Below are 24,211 nucleotides of genomic sequence, written 5' to 3'. Positions count from 1 at the left end.
AATCCTGAAACCCACGGGCGTTCACCCACGGGTATGAGCCCGGAGGAGCTGACGCTGTGGGCGCACATCGCGGCGGGGTTCGTCGCGCTGTTTTCGGGGCTGGGCGCGTTCCTCACGGAGAAGGGCGGCCGCCGGCACCGCCGACTGGGGCGGACGTACGTCTACGCGATGGCGTTCGTCTCGGCGTCGGCGCTGGCGCTGTTCGCCTTCGAGGCGACCGCGCTCCGGCAGTTCCTCGCGCTCGTGGCGGTGTTCAGCTTCTACTTCGCCTTCTCGGGGTATCGGGTGCTGGGGCGCAAGCGACCGGCCGACCGGGCGGCGGCGGCGGTCGACTGGCTCGCGGTCGGGCTGGTGGGAGCGGCGAGCGTCGGGCTGGTCGGGATGGGCGGCCTGCTGGCGCTCAACGGCGACTCGTTCGCGCCGGTCGCGCTGGTGTTCGGCGGGATCGGCGCGGTCTTCGCGGGGACGGACGCCCTGAAGTTCCGCCGCGAGCGCGACCGCGGCGCCTGGGTGCCCGAGCACGTCACCCGGATGGGCGCCGCCTACATCGCAACGGTGACCGCGTTCGCGACCGTCAACTTCGGGTTCCTCCCGAGCGTCGTGCGGTGGCTGGGGCCGACCGTCGTCGGGACGCCGGTCCTGATCTACCTCTCGGCGACCTACAAGGAGCAGTTCGCGCCGGCGTAGCGGGCGAGGGGCCGACCGCTCCGGCGGCCGCAGAGCGCGAGCGGTTCCGCGGCGCACAAAGTATTACCGCCGTCAGTCCTGAGGGCGGGGCATGGACGGACAGGAGCGCGCCGCCGTCGGCTGGGCCGCGACGGCGGCCGTGTGGCTGGTCGGGATCCTCGCGGCGGCGCCGCTGGTGGGCGGCCACCCGCTGGCGGTCGCCGCGCAGGTCGTCATCGAGGCCTCGCCCGGGGCGGTGGCGACGCTGGCGATCGAGACGCTCGGCGCGGCCGCACAGCCGGCGCTGATGGCCGGGCTCGCGATCGCGGCGGTGGCCGGCGCCGCCGGGATCGCCGCCTTCGCCGAGGGGTACGGCACGACCCGCAGGCAGGACCGCTACCTCGTCACCGGCGTCTCGATACTCGTGGTCGCCCTGACGGCCGCCGGCTTCCGGGCGGCGGGCGACGGCGTCCTCTGGCGGTGGACTGCCGCGACGGCGCTGGCGCTGGTCCCGCCGGGCCTCCTCCGGGCCCTCGGCGACCCGCACCGCCCGAGCGTGGGACGGCGGCGGACGCTCCGGAACGTCGGCGGCGCGGTCGGGCTGGCAGCGGGCGGCGGGCTGGTCGCCCGGAGTCTCGGCCGGCCGGCGACCGCCGGCGACGGACCCCAGCCCGGCGAGTCGCTGGACGCGGTCGCCGAGAAGCGCGATGGGGGGACGACGACCCCCGACACCGGGCGGACGGCGACGCCCGCCGGGAACGGCGAGCGCCTCGAATCCCGCAGCACCACCGAGAACGTCGTCGTCTCGGTCGCCGAGACCGGCGCGGATCCGGACTTCGGTTACGACTTCGCGGGGATGCCCCCGGCGGTCGGGACCGCCGCCGACCACTACGTCGTCGACAAGAACGTCTCCAACCCGAGCGTCGACGCCGGCCGGTGGTCGCTGTCGGTCCGCGGCGCGGTCCAGGAGTCCTACGAGCTGTCGTTCTCGGACGTGGTCACCCACCCCGAGGCCCGCGACATGACGGTCACGATGGCGTGTATCTCCAACTCCGTCGGCGGCGACCTGATCAGCACCGCCGAGTGGCGCGCGGTGCCGGTCCGGGCGCTGCTGGCGGAGGCGGGCGTCCCCGACGCCGCCGAGGACGTGGTGACCCGGGCGGCGGACGGCTACACCGAGGCGATCCCGTGGGACGCGGTGCGCGACCGCGAGGACATCGTGCTCGCGGTGGGGATAGACGGGGAGACACTGCCGAAGGAGCACGGCTTCCCGGCGCGGCTCCTGATCCCCGGCCGCTACGGCATGAAGTCGACGAAGTGGGTCGAGACCATCGAGGTCAGCGCCGGCGACCACGAGGCCTACTGGGAGGCCCGCGGGTGGGTCGAGGAGGCCGTCGTCAACACCCTGTCGTACGTCCGGGGCGTCCAGCGCCGCGGCGACCGCGTCGCGGTGGGCGGTGTGGCCTACGCGGGCCGACGGGGGATCGACCGCGTCGAGGTGAGCCTCGACGGCGGCGACACGTGGGCCGACGCGGATCTGGAGGAGCCGCCCTCGCCCCACGCCTGGCGCCGGTTCCGCCACGTCGCCGACCTGCCGGACTCGGGCCCGAAGGACGTGGTCGTCCGCGCGACCGACGGGACGGGCGAGCGACAGACGCGCGAGGAGACCGGTGCCCACCCCGGCGGATCGACGGGCTGGCACGGCGTGACCGTCTCGCTGTAGGCGGTCGCGGGGCCGCGCGGGCGCGAGTCGGTCGAGTGCCCCGCGGTTTGACCGAGTGACACTTTTAAGTCACAGGTGGGAGAACGGGGGCGCATGGAGGAAGGCAACACGTTCGTCAACGCGCTGGTGGGAGCGGTGGTCTCGGCGGTCGCGAGCAGTTTCATCCCGTTCGCGCCGGTACTCGGCGGGGCGCTCGCGGGCTACTTCCAGGGCGGGACCCGCTCGGACGGGCTGAAGGTCGGCGCGATCTCCGGCGCCATCGCGTCGATCCCGGTCCTCGGGGTCGCCGTCCTCATCTTCAGCTTCCTCGGGTTCGTCTCGCTCGGGAGCGGCGAGGCGCTGCCGTTCGCCGTCGGCGGCTTCGTGGTCGTCATCATCTTCGTCTTCATCCTCGTCTACACCGTCGGGCTGAGCGCCCTGGGCGGCTGGATCGGCAACTACGTCAAGTACGACACCGACATCGACCTCTGACCGGGCAGGGCGGATCGGCGGGCGGGCGCCGTCCCCCGGCCTTCGGAAACCATTACTTCCCCGCAGGTGCGATGAGCGGACATGGTTACCGCGAGCGCCCCCGGGAAGCTCTACCTCTTCGGGGAACACGCGGTCGTCTACGGCGAGCCGGCGGTGGCCGCCGCGATCGACCGCCGGGCGACAGTGACCGTGGAGGCACGCGACGACGACCATCTGCGCGTCGACTCGGAGGACCTGACGCTGGACGGGTTCACCGTTGAGTACGGCCGCGCGGCCGAGGAGGACCCCGACGTGGACGTCTCGGAGTCGCTCATCGAGGCGGCGACCGGATACGTCGACGCCGCGGTCGAACAGGCGCGCGACGCCGCGGACGCGCCCGAGGCCGGGTTCGACGTCACCATCGAGAGCGAGATCCCCCTGGGTGCCGGACTGAGTTCGTCGGCCGCGGTCACCGTCGCGGCCATCTACGCGGCGACCCGCGAGCTGGGCGTCGAACTCACGCCGGGCGAGGTCGCGGAGCGGGCCTACCGCGTCGAGTACGAGGTCCAGGAGGGCAACGCCTCGCGCACGGACACGTTCTGCTCGGCGACGGGTGGCGCTGTCCGCGTCGAGGGGGAGGACCGCGAATCGCTCGACGCGCCGGAACTCCCGCTGGTCGTCGGGTTCGACGGCGGCGCGGGCGACACGGGCGCGCTCGTCGCGGGCGTCCGCGACCTGAAGGACACCTACGACTTCGCCGCCGACACCGTGGACGTGGTGGGGGACCTCGCCCGCCGCGGGGAGGAAGTGCTGCTGGACGGCGACCTCGAGGAACTCGGCGACCTGATGGACTTCAACCACGGCCTGCTGTCGGCGCTGGGGGTCTCCTCGCGGTCGCTGGACGCGATGGTGTGGGCGGCCCGCGACGCGGGCGCGCTCGGGGCGAAGCTGACGGGTGCCGGCGGCGGCGGCTGCGTCGTCGCGCTCGACGAGACCGAGGAGACCGAGACGGCGCTGCGCTACCTCCCCGGCTGCGAGGAGGTCTTCCGGGCGGCGCTGGACACCGAGGGAGTCCGGATCGAATGACCACCGTGCTGAAACTCGGTGGGAGCGTCGTCACCGAGAAGGACTCCCCCGAAACCGTCGACGACGACGCGCTCGCCCGGGCAGCCGAGGCGGTGGCCGACTTCGACGGCGATCTCGTCCTCGTCCACGGCGGCGGGAGCTTCGGCCACCACGCCGCGGCCGAGCGCGGAGTCGGCGCCGACTCGGGGACCCGCTCGGCGGCTGACGCCCGCGCGATCCACGACGCGATGGGGCGGCTCAACGCCGCGGTCCTCGACGCACTCCACGGGGCCGGCGTCGAGGCGCTGCCGGTGCGACCCCTGTCGCTCGCCAGCCGCGACGCCGACGGCGACCTCTCGGTGCCGACCGGGAGCGTCGCGACGATGCTGGCGGAGGGGTTCGTCCCGGTGCTCCACGGCGACGGGGTCGTCCAGTCGGGGGCCGGTGTCACGGTCACGAGCGGCGACGACCTGGTCGTCGCGCTGGCCGCGGACGAGGGGCTCGACGTGGACCGGGTCGGGCTCTGCTCGACGGTCCCGGGCGTCCTCGACGCCGAGGGCGCGGTGATCGAGCGGATCGAGCGGTTCGCCGACGCCGCCGACGCGCTCGGGGGGAGCGACGCGACGGACGTGACCGGCGGGATGGCCGCGAAGGTGGAGAAGCTGCTCGCGCTCGGCGCGCCGGCGCACGTCTTCGGCCCGGACGGCCTCGAAGCGTTCGTCGCCGGCGGGTCGCCCGGGACCGTCGTCGCCGGCCGGCAGTGAGACGGGGACGCGACCGCGCGAGTCTCGCGGTCGATACGAACGGCGTAACCTATTAGGCCGGGCTATGCAATGGTCGCGATATGACATCGGTCCCCCGCCGCGCGGCGTTCGGATACGGCTTCTATCTCTTCTCGTACTGGCTCGTGCTGGTAGCCGTCTGCGCCGCCCTGGTCGGCGGCGGCCTCTGGCTGCTCACCGACGGGAACGTCGCGGCGTTCGACGTGTCCGCGGACGGCGCCCGGGCGGCCGCCGGCGGCTTCGCGGTCGTCCTCGGCGTGCTGGGCTACGGCGCCGGCCAGACCGGCCTCGCCTACAAACTCGTCGCGGACGGCACGCGGGCGGGCGTCGCCGCCGCCGTGGGGTCGGTCGACGACACCGGGGGCGAGACGACCGAAGCGTCGGATGCGGCCGAGGAGGCGGACGCGACAGCGGAGTCGGAGCCGACAGCCGGGGGCGGCGCGGCCGCCGCGAGTTCGGCCAGTGGGTCCGGGGACCCGCTGGCAGGCGGCGAAGCAGGCGCCGACGAGCGGCCGGACCCGGAACCCCGGGAGCGGGAGCCCGCCGCGCCGCGGACCGGGCCCGCAGCGGCCGACGAGGACGACGGCGGCGACTCCGCCGAACCGACCGAGGCCGAAGAGTCCGAGGACGCGGCCGAGCCGGCGGGCGCTGCGGACGAGGGAGCCGACGGAGCGGCGGCGGGGGAGAGCGACGGGGCTGCAGCGAGGGACGACCCCGGGGAGACTACCACGGACGACGGGCCCGGGGAAACGACGGCCGACGAGTGGGTGTCGCCCGGCGGCGTGAGCGAGCAGGAATCGCAGACCGACGGTGCGACGACGGACGACCAGCCGGCGGACGCCGACCAGCCGGCGGATACCGACTCCGCCGACGCCACGGAGGGCGCCGACCCGAGCGATGCGACGGACGACGCTGCCGAGGGCACCGAAGGCGGGGAGCGGTCCCCGGAAGACGTGGCCAGCGAGAGCGAGATCGCCGAGGAACTCGGCTTCGGCCAGCCCGGTGACCCGGCCCGGGAGTCCGCGGCGGACAGCGGTTCGGCGGAACGGTCGGGCCCGGACACCGGGGCGGAGGGCCCGGACGGAGACGCCGGCGACGAGACGCCCACCGACACCGGGGACGCGGACCCGCTGGCACCGGACGACGGCGGTGACCCGCTGGCGGACGAGAGCGACGACCCGCTCGGAGACGAGGGCGGCGACCCGCTCGCGGGCGGCGCCGGTGACGAACCGGGCGACACCGCCGACTCCGGTGGCGAAGCCGAGTCGGGTGGCTTCGGCGGCGACGGGGACGAGACGCCGGCCGCGCTCCCGGACGACCCGGCCGACGAGCCGGAGCCGTTCCCGCCCGCTGACGGGAACGGGTCGGACGACGCGCCCGCTGCGGGCGAGAGCGACGACCCCATCGCACCTGACGAGAGCGAGGACCCCATCGCACCTGACGAGAGCGAGGACCCCATCGCACCTGACGAGAGCGAGGACCCCATCGCACCTGACGAGAGCGAGGACCCCATCGCACCGGGCGGGGACGACGACCCGTTCTCGGACGGGGACGACGACCCGTTCTCGGACGGGGACGACGACCCGTTCGCGGACGAGGGCGACGACCCCCTGGCCCCCGGGGGGAACGGACCGTCGGACGACCCGCTGGCGCCCGGGGACAGTGACGAGTCCGGCGACCCCCTGGCCCCGGGGTCCGACGACGGCTCGGGAGCGGACGGGGTCGGCGGATCCGCCGGCCGTGTCGGCGGTGACGGGACCGGGGACGGGAGCGATGACGCAGACGGGGACGGGGACGAACAGAGCGGGGACGACGGGGACGACGGGAGCGGCGGCTGGACGACGGGGCCGGGCCACGTCGGCGGGGAGTGACAGGTTTCGGAGACGAGTCGCACGCTTTTTAAAACCTCGCCGTATAGGTTGAGGTAACCGAGCATACGGCCGCCCGGGTGCGGAGTGGGCGGCCGGCTGACGCATCGGGCGCCGATGCGGACTGGGCTCCGACCGTGCCGGTGACGCGGGGGCCGTCGGGACCGCCCGACGGCTCGCGGGTCGGCCGACCGGGACGGTCCGGAGCGAGCCAGTCACGCCAGCGTCCACTGTTCGCCGGTCGCACCGCCGTCGCGGGCGAGCCTTCCTCGGAGTGCAAACCATGGAAATCGAAATCGCAACCATCGGCGGCTACGAGGAAGTCGGCCGCCAGATGACGGCAGTTCGCGCAGGCGACGACGTCGTGGTGTTCGACATGGGCCTCAACCTCTCGAAGGTCCTCATCCACGACAACGTCGAGACCGAACGGATGCACAGCCTCGACCTGATCGACATGGGCGCGATCCCCGACGACCGCGTCATGTCCGACCTGGAAGGCGACGTGAAGGCCATCGTGCCGACACACGGTCACCTCGACCACATCGGCGCCATCTCCAAGCTCGCCCACCGCTACGACGCGCCCGTCGTCGCGACGCCCTTTACGATCGAGCTGGTCAAACAGCAGATCAAAAGCGAGGAGAAGTTCGGCGTCCAGAACGACCTCCAGAAGATGGAGGCCGGGGAGACGATGCAGATCGGCGACCAGACCGAACTCGAGTTCGTCAACGTCACCCACTCCATCATCGACGCCATCAACCCGGTCCTGCACACGCCCGAGGGTGCCATCGTCTACGGGCTGGACAAGCGCATGGACCACACGCCGGTCATCGGCGACCCCATCGACATGAAGCGGTTCCGGGAGATCGGCCGCGAGGGCGTCCTCTGTTACATCGAGGACTGCACCAACGCCAGCAAGAAGGGCCGCACGCCCTCCGAGTCGGTGGCGCGCCGCCACCTCAAGGACGTGATGTACTCCCTGGAGGACTACGACGGCGGCATCGTCGCGACGACCTTCAGCTCCCACATCGCGCGGGTCACCTCGCTGGTCGAGTTCGCGGAGGACATCGGCCGCCAGCCGGTGCTTTTGGGCCGGTCGATGGAGAAGTACTCCGGCACCGCCGAGCGGCTTGACTTCGTCGACTTCCCGGACGACCTGGGGATGTACGGCCACCGCAAGTCCGTCGACCGGACGTTCAAGCGGATCATGAACGAGGGCAAGGAGAACTTCCTGCCGATCGTGACGGGCCACCAGGGCGAACCGCGGGCGATGCTCACCCGGATGGGTCGCGGCGAGACCCCCTACGAGATCGACGACGGCGACAAGGTGATCTTCTCGGCGCGGGTCATCCCCGAGCCCACCAACGAGGGCCAGCGCTACCAGAGCGAGAAGCTGCTGGGGATGCAGGGCGCGCGCATCTACGACGACATCCACGTCTCGGGCCACCTGAACAAGGAGGGCCACTACGAGATGCTCGACGCGCTCCAGCCCCAGAACGTCATCCCGGCTCACCAGGACATGGCCGGCTTCTCGGACTACGTCAACCTGGCCGAGAGCGAGGGGTACAAGCTGGGGCGGGACCTGCACGTCACGCGCAACGGCAACCTGATCCAGCTGGTCGAGTAGCATGAGCAGACAGTCCCAGGCGGCCGTCGAGCGGGCCATCGCCGCGCGCCGCGAGCGCGTCAACGACGCCATCCCCGAGGAGTTGCCGGTCGACGAGCCCGAGCGGCTCTACGAGGCGACGCGGTACCTGCTCGACGCCGGGGGGAAGCGGCTCCGCCCGACCGTCCTGCTGCTGGTCGCGGAGTCGCTGGCCGACGCCGACGTCGACCCCGAGACCGCCGACTACCGGTCGTTCCCCGCCGAGGGCGGGACCGTCGACGTACTCAAGGCCGCGGTGGGCGTCGAGGTCATCCAGTCCTTTACCCTCATCCACGACGACATCATGGACGACGACGACCTCCGCCGGGGCGTCCCGTCGGTCCACCGCGAGTACGACCTCTCGACGGCGATCCTCGCCGGGGACACCCTCTTCTCGAAGGCCTTCGAGTACCTCGTCGAGACCGGCGCCGCCCCCGAGCGCACTAACGCCGCGCTGATGGAGCTGTCTACCACCTGCACCCAGATCTGCGAGGGGCAGTCGCTGGACATCGACTTCGAGTCCCGCGACGCCGTCGCCACCGACGAGTACCTCGAGATGGTCGAACTCAAGACCGCGGTGTTGTACGCCGCGAGCGCGGCCATCCCGGCCATGCTCGTCGGCGCCGACGACGAAACCGTCGACTCGCTGCACGGCTACGGCCTCGACGTGGGCCGCGCGTTCCAGATCCAGGACGACCTGCTCGACCTGACGACGCCCAGCGAGAAGCTGGGCAAACAGCGCGGCTCCGACCTCGTCGAGGGCAAACAGACGCTGATCACCCTCCACGCCCGCGAGCAGGGCGTCGACGTGGACGACCTCGTCGAGACCGACTCCGTCGAGGCCGTCGACGAGGCCGAGATCGAGGCCGCCGTCGAGCGCCTGCGGGAGGCGGGGTCGATCCAGTACGCCCGCGAGACCGCCCGGGACCTCATCGCCAGCGGCAAAGACAATCTCCAGGTTCTCCCCGACAACGAGGCCCGCGCCCGCCTGGAGGACATCGCCGACTACCTCATCGAGCGCGAGTACTGATACGGATTATTGCAAGACAGTCCGGGATCGACCGCACGACTGCGTGCGGTCGACCCAGTAAACGCTTGCAATAATCCGTATGACCCGCGGCCGAACCCAACGTGGTTTTTACGCGGGGGCCAGAAGTTCCCACCAATGGACGACGACGTACGCGAACAGGCCGAGGAGGCCGCGGAGGTAAACGCCCTCTACAACGCCCTGAAACACGACAGCGACGCGCAGGTCGGGGCCATCATGGGCCCGCTGATGGGCGAATACCCCGAGTTCCGCGAGTACGGCGACGAGATGGCCGGCGTGGTGGCGCCGGTCGTCGAGCGGGTCAACGGGATGGACGCCGACGAGAAACGCGACCGCCTGGAGGAACTCGCCCCCGAGCGCGTCGAGGAGCTGGAAGCCGAGGACGAAGAAGACGACCAGGCGCTCCCCGACCTGCCCAACGTCGAGGAGTACGACGAGGTGCGGATGCGCCTCGCCCCGAACCCGAACGGACCGTGGCACCTCGGGAGCGCACGGATGCCCGCGGTCATCGGGACGTACAAGGAGCTGTACGACGGCTGGATGCTCTGCCGGTTCGACGACACCGACCCCGAGACCAAGCGGCCGGACCCCGACGCCTACGACGAGATCATCGAGGCCATCGACTACCTCGGGTTCGAGCCGGACGAGGTTATCAGGGCCAGCGACCGCCTCGATATCTACTACGACCACGCGCGGGAACTCATCGACCTCGGTGGGGCGTACACCTGCTCGTGCCCGGGCGAGGAGTTCTCGGAGCTGAAGAACTCGGGCGAGCCCTGCCCGCACCGCGACAAGGACGCCGAGACGGTCCGCGAGGAGTTCGAGGCGATGGTCGACGGGGAGTACGACAGCGGCGAGATGGTCCTGCGGGTCAAGACCGACATCGAGCACAAGAACCCCGCGCTGCGGGACTTCGTGGCCTTCCGGATGATCGACACGCCGCACCCGCGCGAGGAGGCCGCCGAGTACCGCTGCTGGCCGATGCTGGACTTCCAGAGCGGGATCGACGACCACCTCACGGGCATCACCCACATCATCCGCGGGATCGACCTGCAGGACTCGGCGAAACGGCAGGCGTTCGTCTACGACTACTTCGGCTGGGAGTACCCCGAGGTCGTCCACTGGGGCCACGTCCAGATCGACGCCTACGACGTGCCGATGAGTACCTCGACTATCATCGAGAAAATCGAGGCGGGCGAGCTCACCGGGTGGGACGACCCGCGCGCGCCCACCATCGCGAGCCTGCGCCGGCGGGGCATCCGCGGCGAGGCCATCGTCGACGCGATGGTCGAACTGGGGACCTCCTCCTCGAACGTCGACCTCGCGATGTCGTCGATCTACGCGAACAACCGCGAGCTGGTCGACGAGGGGGCCGACCGCGCCTTCTTCGTCCGCTCCGAGGGGCCCGGCACCGAGGGCAGCGTCGAACTGCCGGTCTCGGACGGCCCGGACGCCGGCGAACCGCTCGTCCACCCCAACCACGAGGACCGCGGTCGGCGGTCGATCCCCGTCGAGGGGAGCGTAGTCGTCGAGGCGGCCGACCTGCCCGCCGAGGGCGACCGCGTGTGGCTCAAGGGGTACGGCTGTGTCCGCTACGAGGGCGACGCGTTCGTCGCGACGGGCGACGACCTCGACGTGGTGCGGGAGGGCGACGTGGACGTGGTCCACTGGGCGCCCGCCGAGGGGCCGCGGATGCGTCTCCGGACGATGGACGGCGACGTGACCGGCGTCGCCGAACCCGGCGTCCGCGACTACGACGAGGGGGAGATGGTCCAGTTCGAGCGGGTCGGGTTCGCCCGCCTCGACGAACTCGAGGGCGACCCGGCCGTCGCCTACTACGCCCATCCCTGAATGGGTCCGACAGCCACCCGCCGTCGGCGCTCGAACCGCCGGTCGCGCGGCCCCTGTCTCCGGTCGCCCGGCCGGACTGTCGGTCCGGCTGACGGGAGCAGAATCGCGAGTGATAACGCAGCATGATGTGTCATGCTGGGCCGCTTTCGGGCGGGACGTGTAACACGGAAGCGTTGTCTATATGAGCGTCATCGCCGAGATTAGCATTCCCGCGACGGAGTTCGAGCTGGGACGTATCATGGACGTATCTGATTCGGGGACGGTCGAGCTGGAGTCGCTCGTCCCCACGGGCGAGCGGGCGGTTCCCTTCTTCTGGGTCTACGGTGCGGACTTCGAGGCGTTCGAGGAGACGGTGTTCGAGGCGCCCTCGGTCGACGACCTCGTCCAGATCGACACCTACGACGACCGCGTCCTCTACACCTTCGAGTGGTCGGTCGAGAACGACGCCGTCTTCCGGGCGATCCGCGGGGTCAACGCCTACATCCTCAACGCGACCGGGACCGGCGAGTCCTGGCGGTTCGAGCTGCGGTTCCCCTCCCACGACGCGATGTCGACCTTCCAGGAGCGGTGCCGCGAGGGCGATATCGGCTTCGAGGTCATCAGGGTGTACAACCCCAGCAAACCCGACCTGGGGCCGTGGTTCGGGCTGACCGAGCGCCAGCGGGAGGCGATCGTCCTCGCGGTCGAGGAGGGGTACTACGACATCCCGCGCGACTGCACGACGGTCGAGCTGGCCGAGCAACTGGACATCTCCGACCAGGCAGTCACCGAACGGCTCCGCCGGGCCATCGTCAGGCTCGTCACGAACACGATCCTCACCTCCGCGGACCGCTGACCGGCCCCGGGAACGACCGGGGGACTCCGTCGTCCGTCCGGGGTCGCTCGACGCGGGCTCGTTCGGCCGCGAGACGGGCGCTCGCACCGATCGGGGCGCAGTCGGGCGGTCGGTCGGGGCAAGGTTTACGTGTACACGAGTGGACCGTGTAGACACTATGGCCATCGATCCGGAGTTCGAGAACAACCGCGAGATCGCCGAGGAACACGAGGGCCACAAGGTCTGGGGCCCCGTCGACGAACCGGAGACGCTGGGCATCCACGGCACGCACGTCGCCGTCGACTTCGACATCTGTCTCGCCGACGGGGCGTGTCTGGAGGACTGCCCGGTCGACGTCTTCGAGTGGGTCGACACGCCGGACCACCCCGAGAGCGAGATCAAGGCCGACCCCGCCCACGAGGACCAGTGCATCGACTGTATGCTCTGTGTCGACGTCTGCCCGGTCGACGCCATCGACGTCGACCCCGGCCGCGCCGGCCGCATCTGACACACGCCGGCTCGGTGGCCGACCGCCGTCACGTCCCGGACTTTTTCCGGTAGTCGCGTCCCGCACTTTTATTCCCGCATCGTCAGTCGCGTCGCCCCCGTCGTCCGACCCGTGAATGGCCCCGCACAGCCGCGTCTTCGGGATCCGATCACGATCACGGGACGCGTCCCGAATCAGTGAGTTTCGGTGGACGAAAAACTTACCCACTGTCCCCCCGGCTACCAAACTGTGTGCTACCAATATGCATAGTGTCGTACTGACCAAAGGCGTCCCCGACTTCAGGGAGGGCCAGGTCTCGTTCGACGAGGACGGCCATCTGGAGCGGGGGAAGACGCCGACGGTGATGAACCCGAACGACAGACACGCGCTCAGGGCGGCGCTGCAGACGAAAGTCCGGCGGGGCGGCACCGTCTCGCTGATGAGCATGGGGCCGCCCGGCTACATGGAGGTCCTGCAGGAGGGTATGCGGGACGTGTACGCCGACGAGCTGTACCTGCTCTCGGATCGGGAGATGGGCGCCGCCGACACCTGGGCGACGGCGATGACCGTCGCGACCGGCATCCAGAAGCTGGAGGACCCGCCGGACCTGGTGTTCGCGGGCTTCAAGACCGCCGACGGGGAGACGGGCCACACCGGCCCCCAGACCGAGTGGTGTCTCGACATGCCGCTCGTGACACACGTCATCTCGCTCGACATCGACGAGGAGGAAGGCACCCTCCGTGCCAAGCGCCTCGTCGAGGGCGACGTGGAGGAGATCGAGACCGTCGAGGCGCCGCTGCCGGCCTTCGTCGTCGCCGACCCCGAGTTCGAGCCCACCTACCGGCGGGCCGAACACCGGCTGAAACACAAGGACCTCCGGGAGACGACGCAGGACCGGGCCGACGAGTTCGGCGAGTACCTCGACGACGACTCCGACCTGGACCCCGCGGAGTGGGACCGGTTCACGATGTGGGACCACGCCGACCTGAACCTCGACCCCGACTACATCGGGCTCGACGGCTCGCCCACCATCGTCGCCGGCGTCGACCCCATCCCGAAGGCCCCCAGCGAGCGGGAGGCCACGGTGGTCGACCCCGACGACGACGCCGAGATGGAACAGGTCGTCGACGAACTTGCGCCGTACGCGGCGGGTGACTGACCATGCCCGAGATAGACCCCACAGACCACGACATCGCCGAACTGGGCCCGAAGATCAAGGACGTCGACGACGCCGACGAGTTGCGGGAGATGCTGGAGCTGGAGGAGGAAGGAGAGGACCGCGCTCCCGTCAAGACGCTCATCGAGGACCGCATCGAGTCCGTCGAGGGCGACGACGGCGAGGTCGACCCCGAGTCCGTCGACCTCGAAGAGCTGACCGTCGCGGACATCGCCAACATGGTCCGCGACATCGACGACGTGGCGGTTCTGGAGGACCTGCTCGAACGGGAGAAGGAGGGGCAGGACCGCAAGACCGCGAAGGGCCAGATCGAGGACCGCATCGAGTCCGTCGAGGGCAGCGAGGAAGAGGAGGGCGAGGAGCTTGAGTACGTCCCGCCCGAGGAGAAACACCCCGACCTCGACCACCCCACCAACGACAAGCAGTGGGTCGAGAGCCTCGAAGACGCCGAGTACCGCGACATGTGGGTCTACTGCGAGACCCAGCACGGCGAGCTCATCGACGTGTCGATGGAGATGCTCGGCAAGGCCCGCCAGCTGATGGACGACTACAACGAGGAGTACGGCGGCGACGAGGACGGCGAGCCCGAGGACGTGGTCGCCGTCCTGATCGGTGACTCCGTGAGCGACCTGACCGAGCAGGTCATCGAGTACGGTGCGGACCGGGTCGTCTACCTCGAAGACGACCGGCTGGAGCGGTTCCGACACAAGCCGTACACGGAGGTCTTCTGCTCGATGGCCCGCGCTGGCGGGCAGGTCGCCGACGAGGACCACGAGGCGGTCGACTGGAAGGACTACGACGAACCCCGCTACACCGTCTTCCCGGCGACGAACAACGGCCGCGACCTCTCGGCGCTCGTGCAGGGCGAACTCGACTCCGGACTGGCCTCGGACTGCTCGGGGCTGTACATCGAGGAGGCGATGATCTCCAACCCGGCGAAGACCGGGAAACCGGGCGACAGCAAGGAGTTCGACCGCATCCTGCACATGAAGCGGCCGGATTTCTCCGGGTTCGAGTACTCGACGATCCTCTGTATCGACAAGCCCTTCCGGGACTTCCACCCGCAGGGCGCCTCCGTCATCCCGGGCAGTTTCGACCTGCCCGATCCCGACCCCGAGCGCGAGGGCGAGGTGGTCGAGTACGGGATGGACCTGGACGACGAGTGGTTCCAGGTCGAGGTGACGGAGTTCGACACGCTCGACTCGGGCGTCGACCTGACCGGCCACGACGTGGTCGTCGCGATGGGCCGCGGCATCGGCGACGCCCCGACCGAGGGGATCGAACTCGGCCTCGACCTGGTCGACGCGTTCGACGACGCCGCCTTTGGCCTCTCGCGGGGCGTGATCACCTCCTCGTACAACTTCGAGGGCCACGTCGAGAGCTACATCGGCGAGGACAGACAGATCGGCGAGTCCGGCCAGGAGGTCGAACCCGACGTGTACATCGCGGCGGGCATCTCAGGGGCGATCCAGCACAAGGTCGGGATGGACGAGTCGGATACGATCATCGCGGTCAACACCGACCCCGACGCGGACATCCGCGGCTTCTCCGACTACTTCATCGAGGGCGACCTGTTCGAGGTGCTCCCCCGCTTGACCGAGGCGGTCGAGTCGGGCGAACTGGCGGCGGCGGTCGCGGAGGCGAGCGACGACTGACAATGACGGACGACTACGAACACTACGAGGCGGTCGTCGTCGGCGCCGGACCCGGCGGCGCGGCGGCGGCCGCCACGCTGGCGCGCAACGGTATCGAGACGCTGGTTCTGGAGCGCGGTGTCGACGCCGGCTCCAAGAACGTGTCCGGCGGACTGCTCTACGCCGAGGAGTCGTCGCCGTACACCATCGACGAACTGTTCCCCGGCTTCCGCGAGGAGGCCAGCGACCGGGAGGTGACTGACCACTACATCCACAACATCTCGGGGCGCAACGTCAAGACGTTCGACCTGGGCGACCTGCACCACCACGACACCGAGTGGGCCGACTCGGTGCTCCGCCGGAAGATGGACTCCTGGCTGGCCCGCGAGGTCCACGAGATGACCCGCGAGACGGGCGGCGGCCTCCTGACGGAGGTGCGGGTCAACGGCCTGCTCCGCGAGGGCGCCGAGATCGTCGGCGTCACCTGCGACGAGCTCGACCCCATCAAGGCGGACGTGGTCATCGCCGCGGACGGCGTCAACTCCGAACTCGCCCGCGACGCCGGCCTGATGGACTGGGAGGAGCCCGAGGAGTGGTTCCAGGGCGTCAAGGCGGTCGTCGATATGCCCGACGGCGCCATCGAGGACCGGTTCAACGTCGACGACGAGGAGGGCGTCGCGCACCTGTTCTCGGGCGACCTCTTCCAGAACGTGCGGGGCGGCGGGTTCCTCTACACGAACGACCAGTCCCTGTCGATCGGGACCGTCTTCCACCTCGACTCCATCGCCGACGAGCGCGCCGAGCCCCAGCAGTTGCTCGACGGACTGCTGACCCATCCGTTGCTCGCGGACTGGCTCGGCGACGACTACGAGGAGCTGGAGTACTCGGCGAAGCTCGTCCCGGACTCGAAGAAGGTGGCCCACCCCTCCCCGTATCGCGACCGGCTGCTGCTCGTGGGGGACGCGGCCGGGCAGATGCAGGCCCAGGGGCCGATCATCAAGGGGATGAACCACGCCGTCACCGCGGGCGCGCTGGCCGCCGAGGCGTTCGTCGACGCCAGGTCGCGGGGCGATACGTCGGCGGCCGGCGAGCGCTACGTCAGCAAGCTCGAAAACGAGGGTGTGATGGACAAGCTCCGGCCGACCCGCTACAGGACGCTGGGCAAGCTCGGCGAGGTCGGTCCCGTGGCTTCGGCGATGAACGCCGTGGCCGACTCCGCCGTCGGGCGCGCGGCCGTCTCGGCGCTCGGGGACCGGGCCGAGTCGCTGTTCAACTCCCCGTTCCTGATGGGGATGCTCCCGGACACGCGGATGGGCTACGTCACCGTCCCGACCGTCATCGCCGAGGAGCTCGGCGACCCCGTCGAGGGGGTCAACACGGTCGAACCGCCGGAGCTGGACGACCGGATCGGCGACCTGACCTACGACATCGACGAGGGCAACCCCCACATCGAGCTGCGGGACAACGCCTTCGCCGCCAGCGGCACGGCGGTGACGGCCTGTCCGGTCAGCGCGAAGGACTTCGGCGGCGGCTGCTACCGCGACGAGTACGTCGGGACCAACGGCACCGAGGAGCACGTCGTCAGCCTCGACACCCAGCCCTGCGTCGAGTGTGGCACCTGCGCCGTCGTCGCCGACACCGACTGGACCCACCCCCGCGGCGGCAAGGGCGTCGAGTACGAACAGGGCTGACACCGTCGTTTCCGACTCTCACATCCTCTCTCACGCGCCATGCCATCACAGTACCGCGACCGGATCGACGACCTGGCTGGGGAGGCGGCGACCGCCCGCGAGTCGTTCGACCCGCCGACCGACCCGCCCGACGAGCAGCGCGCGCTCTCGTTCTGCCGGGAGGGCGTCGGCGAGGCGGTCGCCGTCTACGTCGACGCCCGTTCGGGCGAGTGGGACCGGTTCGGCGAGGCGGAGTTCGAGCGGCTCGAACGGGCGCTGAACACCTACCTCGAACTGTACGCCCGCTGTTACGGCGTCGAGGTCGATCCCGACCACTCCGTCCGGACCGCGGCCGAGGCGCTGCTCGACACCCACGACATCGTCGACGTGGCCCGGATCCTGACCGGCGTCCCCGACCGCGACGGCCGGTGAGTTCGCTGCCGGTCGCACCCCGCTCTGTTCGGGTCCATCGCGTTCAACCGTGACAAACGCTAAGTGTCGTGCAGTGGTACCATCCCACATGGAGCTCACAGCGGAGCTATCGTTCGACCACGACGACCGGCGCGACATCTACGACTACGTCGAGCGCCACGGGTCGGTAAAGCCACAGAAGGCCCGGCGGGCGCTGGAGATGGAGCCGCGGGCGTTCGGCCACCACGTCGCCATCCTCAAGCGGGACGGCGTCCTGCTGGAGTCGGAGGGGGAGCTGCGGATCGCCCACGACGACGAACTGGAGGCGGAGTTCAGCTCGGGCGGGCTCCAGGTGACGATCCGCCGCGCCCGCGAGGAGGACCTGACCGGGCTCGTGGGCGTGATCCGCCAGGCCATCGGCGACGGCACCTACGTCGACGCCGAGACGGTCGCCGACGTGGTCGAGTCCGAGGATGTGCTGTTGCGGCACAACGAACTCCAGTCGCGGGTGTTCTTCGTCGCCACCGTCGACGGCGAGGTCGTCGGCTGGGTCAACCTCACCACCCACGAGACCGAGAAGCTCGACCACACGGCCGAGCTGACGGTCGGCGTCCTCGAACAGTACCGCGGCCACGGCATCGGGAGCGAACTGCTCGACCGGGGCGTCGAGTGGGCCAGCGACAACGGCTACGAGAAGATCTACAACAGCGTCCCCGACGCCAACGAGGGCGCCATCGACTTCCTCGAAGCCCACGGCTGGGAGGTCGAGGCCGTCCGCGAGGACCACTACAGGATCGACGGCGAGTACCTCGACGAGGTCATGCTCGCGACGACGGTCTGAGGTCGGGCCCCGTCGGTGACTCGCTCCCGCAGTTCACGGCCCGTTCGTCCGGCGGCCGAGTAGCCGTCCTGTCGATTCGGCTACGGTCTACGGGTTAGCACGGTAGTCTTTTATACAGCGTTTCCACAAAGTCGTAGGCGATGACGGCCGACGACGGGGACGAAGACGACGAGTTGGACATGGCCTTCGAGTTGCTCGCGGACCGGCGGCGACGGGCGGTGATCGAGGTGCTCCGCACGGCGCCCCGGGGTGCGCTGGAACTCCCGGCGCTCGTCGAGGCGGTCGCCACCGAGTGTGGGGTCGACGCCGACGTGCTCCGCTCGACGCTCCACCACCAGCACCTCCCGAAGCTCGACGAGGTCGGCGTCGTCGACTTCGACCGCGAGGAGGGCGTCGTCAGCTACGACCCCCACCCGCTCGTCGAGCGCTGTCTCGACGTGGCCCAGTCCTACCGGTCGGACCAGTGGATGCGCGGCCCCTCGGGCCCGGACTGACAGCGGCTCGGCCCGACCGGCTCGCCGCCGGTCCGTTTGCGACCCCGCCACCCCTCAGGGCCACTCGTCCTCCTGACCGTCGAGCGGGTCCGCGACCACACCATCCTGCCGTGCGATCACCCGCGCGTGGCCGGCGCAGACCCGCCGGTTGTCGGCCCAGGGGACGTGTAACTCCACGACCGCCTCGGCCTCGCAACCCTCCTCCGCGCACTCGACCATACCCGTCCTACGTGCCCCACCACCAGAGTCTTTGGTGGCCTCCGGGACGTTCAGTACAGGCGTAGCGGTTGCAGTGAACGGCTGCGGTGTGGTCGGCGCGCGCTGGAGCGCGCTTTTATGCGCGCGACGACACCGCGCGAGGGATGAGAGAGTGAGTGCAACGAACGAGCGAATCGGCTGGGGAGGTCTGTGGCCGTCTGCGGTGCCGTGCGGGGCGGGTGCGGCGCGGTTGCTGTGCGGTGCTGTCCCTGGTGTCCGCGCGACCGTGTGAGCGCGGGCTCGGGAGAGCGTGCTCTCCCGGTGGACTGAACGGGCGAGGCGCGCTCGCGTTTATGTAGTCGCCTGAGCGGGCCACTATCCGCGTGGGCGGTGCGGAGAGCGCGGATATCCCGCTCAGCGACCGCGAGCGCGCCGAGGGCTTTCAACGCTCACCGTCGAGCGCGGCCACTCCGATACGACTTCTTTCCACGACCCAGCCAACAGAAACCACTGATACACTCGCACGTCGAATCGAACGGACAGGTCGGCCAGAAGACCTTTTCCCAGTCGCACCGAACATCCGACGATGGCCCGAACAGTCGACCTCTCGGTGCCCCGCTGGGTCCGTGTCGTCGCGGTGTTCTTCCTGCTGGGCGGCGTCCTCGTCACCGGCGTAGCGGCCCTGCTGGACCTCCTCGTCGAGGGCCTGGGACTGGCCGAGAACGCCTACGTCCCGAGCCTCGCGCTGGCCGTCTTCGCCTACCTCGTCGTCTGTGCGGTGTGGTTCGCGCGGACCACCGAAACCGGGGGGAGCTCCGTCTGGTCGGCGATCCCCGACTCGCAGTACACCGGGCGCCACGCCGAGAGCGGCGGGATCGCACGGAAGGAACAGGAGGACGCGATCCGGGAGCTGCAGGACGGAGAGGAGTAGCGATTTTCAGTCGTCGTCGGCGGCGACGCCGGTCGCGCCGTCGGCGTCGACCGACGGGCCGCCGGTGTCGGCGGTCGGGAAGTGGCCGATCGTCTCGGCGCGGAACGACTCCTCGTCGAAGGCGTAGTCACCGTCGAGGAAGTCGACGACGGTGCGGGCGTCCCGCATCGCGTTCTTCAGGCAGGTCGAGGCGCCCGGCGAGGGGGTGATGTTGAAGATGATGTCCTTGCCGACGATCTTCGCCTCGCCCATGTCCAGCGAGCGCTCGCTCGTGTCGACGATCTGCGGACGGACGCCGCCGTAGCCCTCCGCGCGCTCGATGTCGTCGAGTTCGACGCTCGGGACGACCTTCTGGACGTGGGGGAGGAACTGCCGCGGGCCGACCTCCGGGAGGTCGTAGACGAGGTTCCGGAGGACATAGGGCAGGAGTACCCTGTCGGAGAGGATGTTCGCGTAGCTGAGAAACGCCGCGGCGTTCAGGCCGAACACGTCGAGGAAGTCAGACACCGTCGAGATCCGGCCCCGCTCCAGCGTGGGGACGAGCTTGGCCGTCGGGCCGAACCGCGTGATCGACCCGTCGTGGACGTCGGCGTCGCCGTGGACCGCGGCGAAGGGGAGCTTCTTCATCTGGAGTGTGTAGACCTTCCCGTTCAGCAGGTCGTCCGCGAGGAAGAAGCTGCCCGCGACCGGCAACAGGACCTTGTCCTGGCCGTAGCCGAGTTCCTTGGCGATCTGGAGGCTGTGGGAGCCGGCGGCGACGACGGCCGCCTCGCACTCGAAGTCGCCGTCGGAGGTCGCGATCTCGTAGCCCTCGCGGGTCGGTTCGACGCTCGTGACCTCGGTCCCGGTGTAGATGTCGACGTTCGTCTCTTCGGCCGCCTGCTCGACGAACGACTTCGTCGTCATCCCGTAGTCGACGACGTAGCCGTCCGGCGTCTGGAGCGCGCGCATCTCCACGTCGGGGTCGCGGCCCTCGACGACCTTCGGTTCGAGGTCGGCGATCTCCTCGCGGCCGATCGGCCGGAGCTTCGGGAACAGGTCGCCGAAGCCCTCCTCGTCGTAGCGGCGGTCGAGCTGGGCGACCTCCTCCTCGCCGACGCCGAGGACCATCTTGGACCGCTTCGAGTGCATCTCCCGGTCGGGGTCGTGGTGTTCGAGGTAGCCCGCCAGCAGTTCGGCGCCCTCCTTGACCTCCCGGGCCTTCTCCAGCGTGTAGTTGGTCTCGATGTCGCCGAAGTGCAGCGTCTGGGAGTTGTTCGTCCGATGGGAGTTGATCGCGGCGACCTCCGACTCCTTCTCGACCAGCGCGATGGAGTCGATGTCCGTGAACTTCGCCGTCGTGTACAGAAGCGATGCCCCACTGATTCCACCGCCGACGATGACCAGATCGTAGCTGTCTGACATTGTTACGCGGTCGCTATCTCCACCGGTGTGCTCCTCCCTCATAACTCGTCTTCTTTCGGCCGCCATCTCGACGGTCGTCGAACCAGGATTCGACTTCCGAAGGGCTCACGCGGCGATCGAAGCGATTCGAGTGGGCTAAGAGCGGCCGCTCGCCGTCGGGAGCGACACGGCAGAACACGGTGGGAAGGGGATTTGAACTCGATGCCAGACCTTCCCCCCGTCGGTCTGCCGTATTCGAATCCCGACGCCGCGGTCGTCGCTCACGCTGGCGAGCACACGAGGTGCTCGCCGATCTGTTCGCGACAGAAAGCGGTGGGAAGGGGATTTGAACCCCTGGGTCCGTGAGGACACCTGCTCTCAAGGCAGGCGCGTTAGGCCACTTCGCTATCCCACCGCGGTCGGGGATTCTCGCCGTCGACCCTAAGGCCTGTCGGTCAGCCCCGGGGACGCGGGGCATTTCGCGACCGCGGCGAGCACCTCGCGTTCGCTCAGTCCCGGCCGACCGCGAGGCCGTCCTCGGTCGCGGAGGCGACCAGCCCGAGGTCCTCGACGACCGCCGCGGTGTGGGGCGGCACCCACAGGTCGGCCCGCCGGCGCGCCCGGAGCTGGGTGACCAGCGTGGCGAACCCGCCGGGCGTCTCCGCCACCGGGAGCGTCTCCAGGAAGTCCACGTCCAGGCCCGCGTCGCGACCGCGGTCGGTCAGCGTCTCGACCGCCGGCTGGGCGAACGCGTCTTCGAAGTCGACCGGCTCGGTGAACGCGGCGTAGGAGACCCGGCCGTCGGTCGCCGGGCCGAGAACGACCTCGGACTGTCGGAGCTTCATCGCGGCGCTGTCGACGATTCGGCGCTGGACGAAGGGGGCCGACGGCCGGACGACCGCCGCGCTCCGGACCTCCTCGCGGTCGAGCAGATGGGTGACCGTGTTGCCGACCCGGGCCGACAGCGACGAGCCGACCTGCACCTCGTAGCGGGGCGCGTCGGGGTCGTCGAGCGCGGGGCCGAGCATCGAGCGCACCGCGTCCAGCGACTCCTCGTCCCCGGCGGGTTCGGTCGGGTCGTCGGCCCCGGCGGGCAGGTAGTTGACGAGGAGGTCGCCGCCGCTGGCCCGGACGGCGGCCGCCACGTCGCGGGCCATCGCGGCGTAGAGGTCGGCCGCCTCCGCGGCGGTCACCGCCCCGCTGTCGACGAGGCGGTCGAGGACGGTCCCGGGCTCGGGCGGCCTGACGAGCAGGGCGACTGTGGTCATACCCGGATCGCGGGCCGACTGCACCTTGAAAGCGCCGTTCCGGGCCGGTCCCGTTCGGGACGGCGCCGTCCCACTCCCCCCCGCGGGGCTACCCCGCCGCGGCGCTCCCCGCCGCGTCCGTCGGCGAGGCGCTCGCTTCCCGCGCAGTCGCGTTCGCGGCGATCGCCCCTCCAGCCATCCCGACCTCGGCGGTCGCGTTCCCGAGCGTCCCGTTCCCGACGGCGGGCGTCGAGTAGGGGTCGGTGGGGTCGGTCCCGAGGCGGAGTTCGACCCCGTCGTCGACGCCGTCGCCGTCGGTGTCCGCGACGAACGGGTGGGTCCCGTTGGCCCGTTCGGCCGCGGCCGTCAGGCCGTCGCCGTCCGCGTCGAAGTCGCCGCCGGGGGCAGTGTAGGCGTAGGGCGACGCCGGCGGCGAGACCGGCGCGCCGCCGCGGACGTGGTCGTCCAGCCACTCGCGGTGGGACTCGCCGCTCACGTCGGCGACGACCGAGGCGAACACCTCGAAGGTGACCAGCCCGTCGCGGTCGTTCAGCCGGCGGAAGACCGCCTGGAGGGTCCGGTTTCCGCCGGTCGACGCCCGGATACGGCCGTCGAGCGCGGCGAGGACGCGGGCGCCCTTCGCGTAGGGGACGTAGGTGGTCGACCACGACGAGCGGTCCGACAGCGTCGCGTTCGCGCCGCGCTCGTTCGCCAGCGTCGCGCGGAACCTGTCGAACTCGCCGGGGCGCGTCGGCGGCACCCGGACCGAGAGGACGGCGGCGTAGTAGCTCGCGCTCGCCTCGCGGAACCACGCCATCTCCTGGCCGAGGACGAACGACTGGCGGGTGTGGACGTACTCGTGGATCCAGGTGTTCGGCGGGACGCCGGCGTCGGAGCCCGCCGAGACCCAGAAGTCCTGGCGCTCGCCGGACCCGAGCGCGGCGGTCCCCCCGTGGCGGAGCGGTCGCGGCCCCGCGAAGGCGTTGACGACCTCGTCGCGGGCGCCGACGCGGAGCTGGTCGGCGGCCACCGACAGCACGCGGAGCACCCGGTCGGGCTCGTCGGCCAGCTCGGCGGTCGCCGGCCGGACGAGCCTGATCCGCTGGGCGGTCGCGTTGGCCGTCGACGCCTCGAACCCGCCGAGGTAGACGATCGACGGGCCGGCGAAGCCGCGCTGGTCGGCCCCGACGCGGGTCCGGCGGTCGACGCGCGCGCTCGACGCCCAGGAGTACACCCACCGGTCGCGGTCCGCGTCGCGGTAGGCGAAGTCGGTCCGGGGGTTGGCGAGCGCCCAGTCGCCGGTGTCGACCCACCGCAGGCCGCCGAACTGCCGACTCGACCGGTTGACCCCGACCCGGAGGCGCACCGACGGGTCGGTCGTGTTCCCGTCCCAGACCCAGCGGCCGTTCGACCGCTCGGCGAACCCGGTCGCGTTGACCACCCGCCCCCGCGTGTAGTTGTAGACGACCAGCGCCGAGACGTTCGCCCCGACCCGGTAGCGCTGGGTCGCCGCGATCGTCCCCGACGCGTTCGGCGCCTGCCTGTAGGTCACCGTCTGGACGACCGCCGGCGCGGTTTCGTTCTCGTCGGGCGACCCCGCGAATCCCGGACCGGCCGCCCACCCGGTGTCGCCGGGCCACTCAGTGTCCCCGATCCACCCGGTGTCGCCGGCCCACCCGGAGCCGTCGACCCCCAGCGGCGCTTGCCCGCCGGGTCCGCCGTCCGTTCGGACGCCACCGGCCGGTCCCGGGAGGACGCTCGCGAGCGCGAGCACGACCACGACCCCGGCGACCGATCGGCGCGATGACACACTAGCCGTGTGTGACAGC

Annotated in this window: 22 protein-coding genes and 1 tRNA gene; 18 read left to right on the top strand and 5 right to left on the bottom strand. The window is 70.6% G+C overall.

Annotated features, from left to right (window positions below):
- The first annotated feature begins 33 nt into the window (after positions 1-33).
- The 17 genes from ACMGFG_RS20070 to ACMGFG_RS19990 all read left to right on the top strand — a co-directional run bounded on the left by ACMGFG_RS20070 (position 34) and on the right by ACMGFG_RS19990 (position 18,623).
- Complete coding sequence (locus ACMGFG_RS20070) at positions 34-687, top strand: hypothetical protein (protein ID WP_436932089.1); 654 nt, start codon at positions 34-36, stop codon at positions 685-687.
- A gap of 91 nt (positions 688-778) precedes the next feature.
- The gene (locus ACMGFG_RS20065) at positions 779-2,389 is read left to right on the top strand and encodes a molybdopterin-dependent oxidoreductase (protein ID WP_436932088.1); all 1,611 of its coding nucleotides are present in this window, start codon (positions 779-781) and stop codon (positions 2,387-2,389) included.
- Between the two features lie 93 nt (positions 2,390-2,482).
- On the top strand, positions 2,483-2,860 hold the full coding sequence (locus ACMGFG_RS20060; RefSeq protein WP_436932087.1) for a DUF5518 domain-containing protein: 378 nt from the start codon (positions 2,483-2,485) through the stop codon (positions 2,858-2,860).
- 81 nt (positions 2,861-2,941) lie between these two features.
- A complete protein-coding gene (gene mvk / locus ACMGFG_RS20055) occupies positions 2,942-3,925 on the top strand; it encodes a mevalonate kinase (RefSeq protein WP_436932086.1) in 984 nt (327 codons plus the stop codon).
- A complete protein-coding gene (locus tag ACMGFG_RS20050) occupies positions 3,922-4,668 on the top strand; it encodes an isopentenyl phosphate kinase (protein ID WP_436932085.1) in 747 nt (248 codons plus the stop codon). Before mvk ends, ACMGFG_RS20050 begins: the two co-directional genes overlap by 4 nt.
- A gap of 80 nt (positions 4,669-4,748) precedes the next feature.
- Positions 4,749-6,557: a hypothetical protein gene (locus ACMGFG_RS20045; protein WP_436932084.1), complete on the top strand. Its 1,809-nt coding sequence runs from the start codon at positions 4,749-4,751 to the stop codon at positions 6,555-6,557.
- 280 nt (positions 6,558-6,837) lie between these two features.
- Positions 6,838-8,178, top strand: a complete 1,341-nt coding sequence (locus ACMGFG_RS20040; RefSeq protein WP_436932083.1) for an RNase J family beta-CASP ribonuclease — start codon at positions 6,838-6,840, stop codon at positions 8,176-8,178.
- A 1-nt stretch (position 8,179) separates the two neighbouring features.
- Positions 8,180-9,226, top strand: a complete 1,047-nt coding sequence (gene idsA3 / locus ACMGFG_RS20035; protein ID WP_436932082.1) for a geranylfarnesyl diphosphate synthase — start codon at positions 8,180-8,182, stop codon at positions 9,224-9,226.
- 135 nt (positions 9,227-9,361) lie between these two features.
- Positions 9,362-11,095, top strand: a complete 1,734-nt coding sequence (locus ACMGFG_RS20030; protein WP_436932081.1) for a glutamate--tRNA ligase — start codon at positions 9,362-9,364, stop codon at positions 11,093-11,095.
- Between the two features lie 181 nt (positions 11,096-11,276).
- Positions 11,277-11,930, top strand: a complete 654-nt coding sequence (locus ACMGFG_RS20025) for a helix-turn-helix domain-containing protein (RefSeq protein WP_436932080.1) — start codon at positions 11,277-11,279, stop codon at positions 11,928-11,930.
- A gap of 157 nt (positions 11,931-12,087) precedes the next feature.
- Positions 12,088-12,417 (top strand): 4Fe-4S dicluster domain-containing protein, encoded by a 330-nt coding sequence (locus tag ACMGFG_RS20020; protein ID WP_436932079.1) that lies wholly within the window; start codon positions 12,088-12,090, stop codon positions 12,415-12,417.
- A 241-nt stretch (positions 12,418-12,658) separates the two neighbouring features.
- Positions 12,659-13,555 (top strand): electron transfer flavoprotein subunit beta/FixA family protein, encoded by an 897-nt coding sequence (locus tag ACMGFG_RS20015; RefSeq protein ID WP_436932078.1) that lies wholly within the window; start codon positions 12,659-12,661, stop codon positions 13,553-13,555.
- Positions 13,556-13,557: 2 nt separating this feature from the next.
- Positions 13,558-15,228 (top strand): electron transfer flavoprotein subunit alpha/FixB family protein, encoded by a 1,671-nt coding sequence (locus ACMGFG_RS20010; RefSeq protein ID WP_436932077.1) that lies wholly within the window; start codon positions 13,558-13,560, stop codon positions 15,226-15,228.
- A 2-nt stretch (positions 15,229-15,230) separates the two neighbouring features.
- Positions 15,231-16,898: an FAD-dependent monooxygenase gene (locus tag ACMGFG_RS20005; protein ID WP_436932076.1), complete on the top strand. Its 1,668-nt coding sequence runs from the start codon at positions 15,231-15,233 to the stop codon at positions 16,896-16,898.
- Positions 16,899-16,937: 39 nt separating this feature from the next.
- Positions 16,938-17,309 carry a DUF8055 family protein gene (locus ACMGFG_RS20000; protein ID WP_436932075.1) on the top strand — a complete coding sequence of 124 codons (372 nt, stop codon included), beginning with the start codon at positions 16,938-16,940 and terminating at the stop codon, positions 17,307-17,309.
- An 88-nt stretch (positions 17,310-17,397) separates the two neighbouring features.
- Positions 17,398-18,129 carry a GNAT family N-acetyltransferase gene (locus ACMGFG_RS19995; protein WP_436932074.1) on the top strand — a complete coding sequence of 244 codons (732 nt, stop codon included), beginning with the start codon at positions 17,398-17,400 and terminating at the stop codon, positions 18,127-18,129.
- A gap of 140 nt (positions 18,130-18,269) precedes the next feature.
- Positions 18,270-18,623, top strand: a complete 354-nt coding sequence (locus ACMGFG_RS19990) for a DUF7344 domain-containing protein (protein ID WP_436932073.1) — start codon at positions 18,270-18,272, stop codon at positions 18,621-18,623.
- 54 nt (positions 18,624-18,677) lie between these two features.
- Here ACMGFG_RS19990 and ACMGFG_RS19985 read toward each other — a convergent pair whose 3' ends face one another.
- Positions 18,678-18,842, bottom strand: a complete 165-nt coding sequence (locus ACMGFG_RS19985; RefSeq protein ID WP_436932072.1) for a DUF8014 family protein — start codon at positions 18,840-18,842, stop codon at positions 18,678-18,680.
- A 565-nt stretch (positions 18,843-19,407) separates the two neighbouring features.
- Between ACMGFG_RS19985 and ACMGFG_RS19980 the strand changes: the two genes are divergently transcribed.
- A complete protein-coding gene (locus ACMGFG_RS19980) occupies positions 19,408-19,752 on the top strand; it encodes a hypothetical protein (RefSeq protein WP_436932071.1) in 345 nt (114 codons plus the stop codon).
- A gap of 6 nt (positions 19,753-19,758) precedes the next feature.
- Here the strand turns inward: ACMGFG_RS19980 and ACMGFG_RS19975 are convergent, their stop codons facing one another.
- From ACMGFG_RS19975 to ACMGFG_RS19960, 4 genes are all read right to left on the bottom strand, one after another.
- Positions 19,759-21,156, bottom strand: a complete 1,398-nt coding sequence (locus ACMGFG_RS19975) for an FAD-dependent oxidoreductase (RefSeq protein ID WP_436932070.1) — start codon at positions 21,154-21,156, stop codon at positions 19,759-19,761.
- Between the two features lie 310 nt (positions 21,157-21,466).
- A tRNA-Ser gene (locus ACMGFG_RS19970) sits at positions 21,467-21,550 on the bottom strand.
- Between the two features lie 94 nt (positions 21,551-21,644).
- Entirely contained in the window at positions 21,645-22,403 is a 759-nt protein-coding gene (locus ACMGFG_RS19965; RefSeq protein WP_436932069.1) for a DUF2064 domain-containing protein, read from the bottom strand.
- An 88-nt stretch (positions 22,404-22,491) separates the two neighbouring features.
- Positions 22,492-24,192, bottom strand: coding sequence for a M61 metallopeptidase family protein (locus tag ACMGFG_RS19960; protein ID WP_436932068.1), 1,701 nt, complete (start codon positions 24,190-24,192; stop codon positions 22,492-22,494).
- Positions 24,193-24,211: the final 19 nt, after the last annotated feature.

The organism is Halosimplex halobium (assembly GCF_051414055.1).
In the GTDB taxonomy this organism is placed as follows: Archaea; Halobacteriota; Halobacteria; order Halobacteriales; family Haloarculaceae; genus Halosimplex; species Halosimplex halobium.
This window is presented reverse-complemented; position numbering and strand designations above follow the sequence as displayed.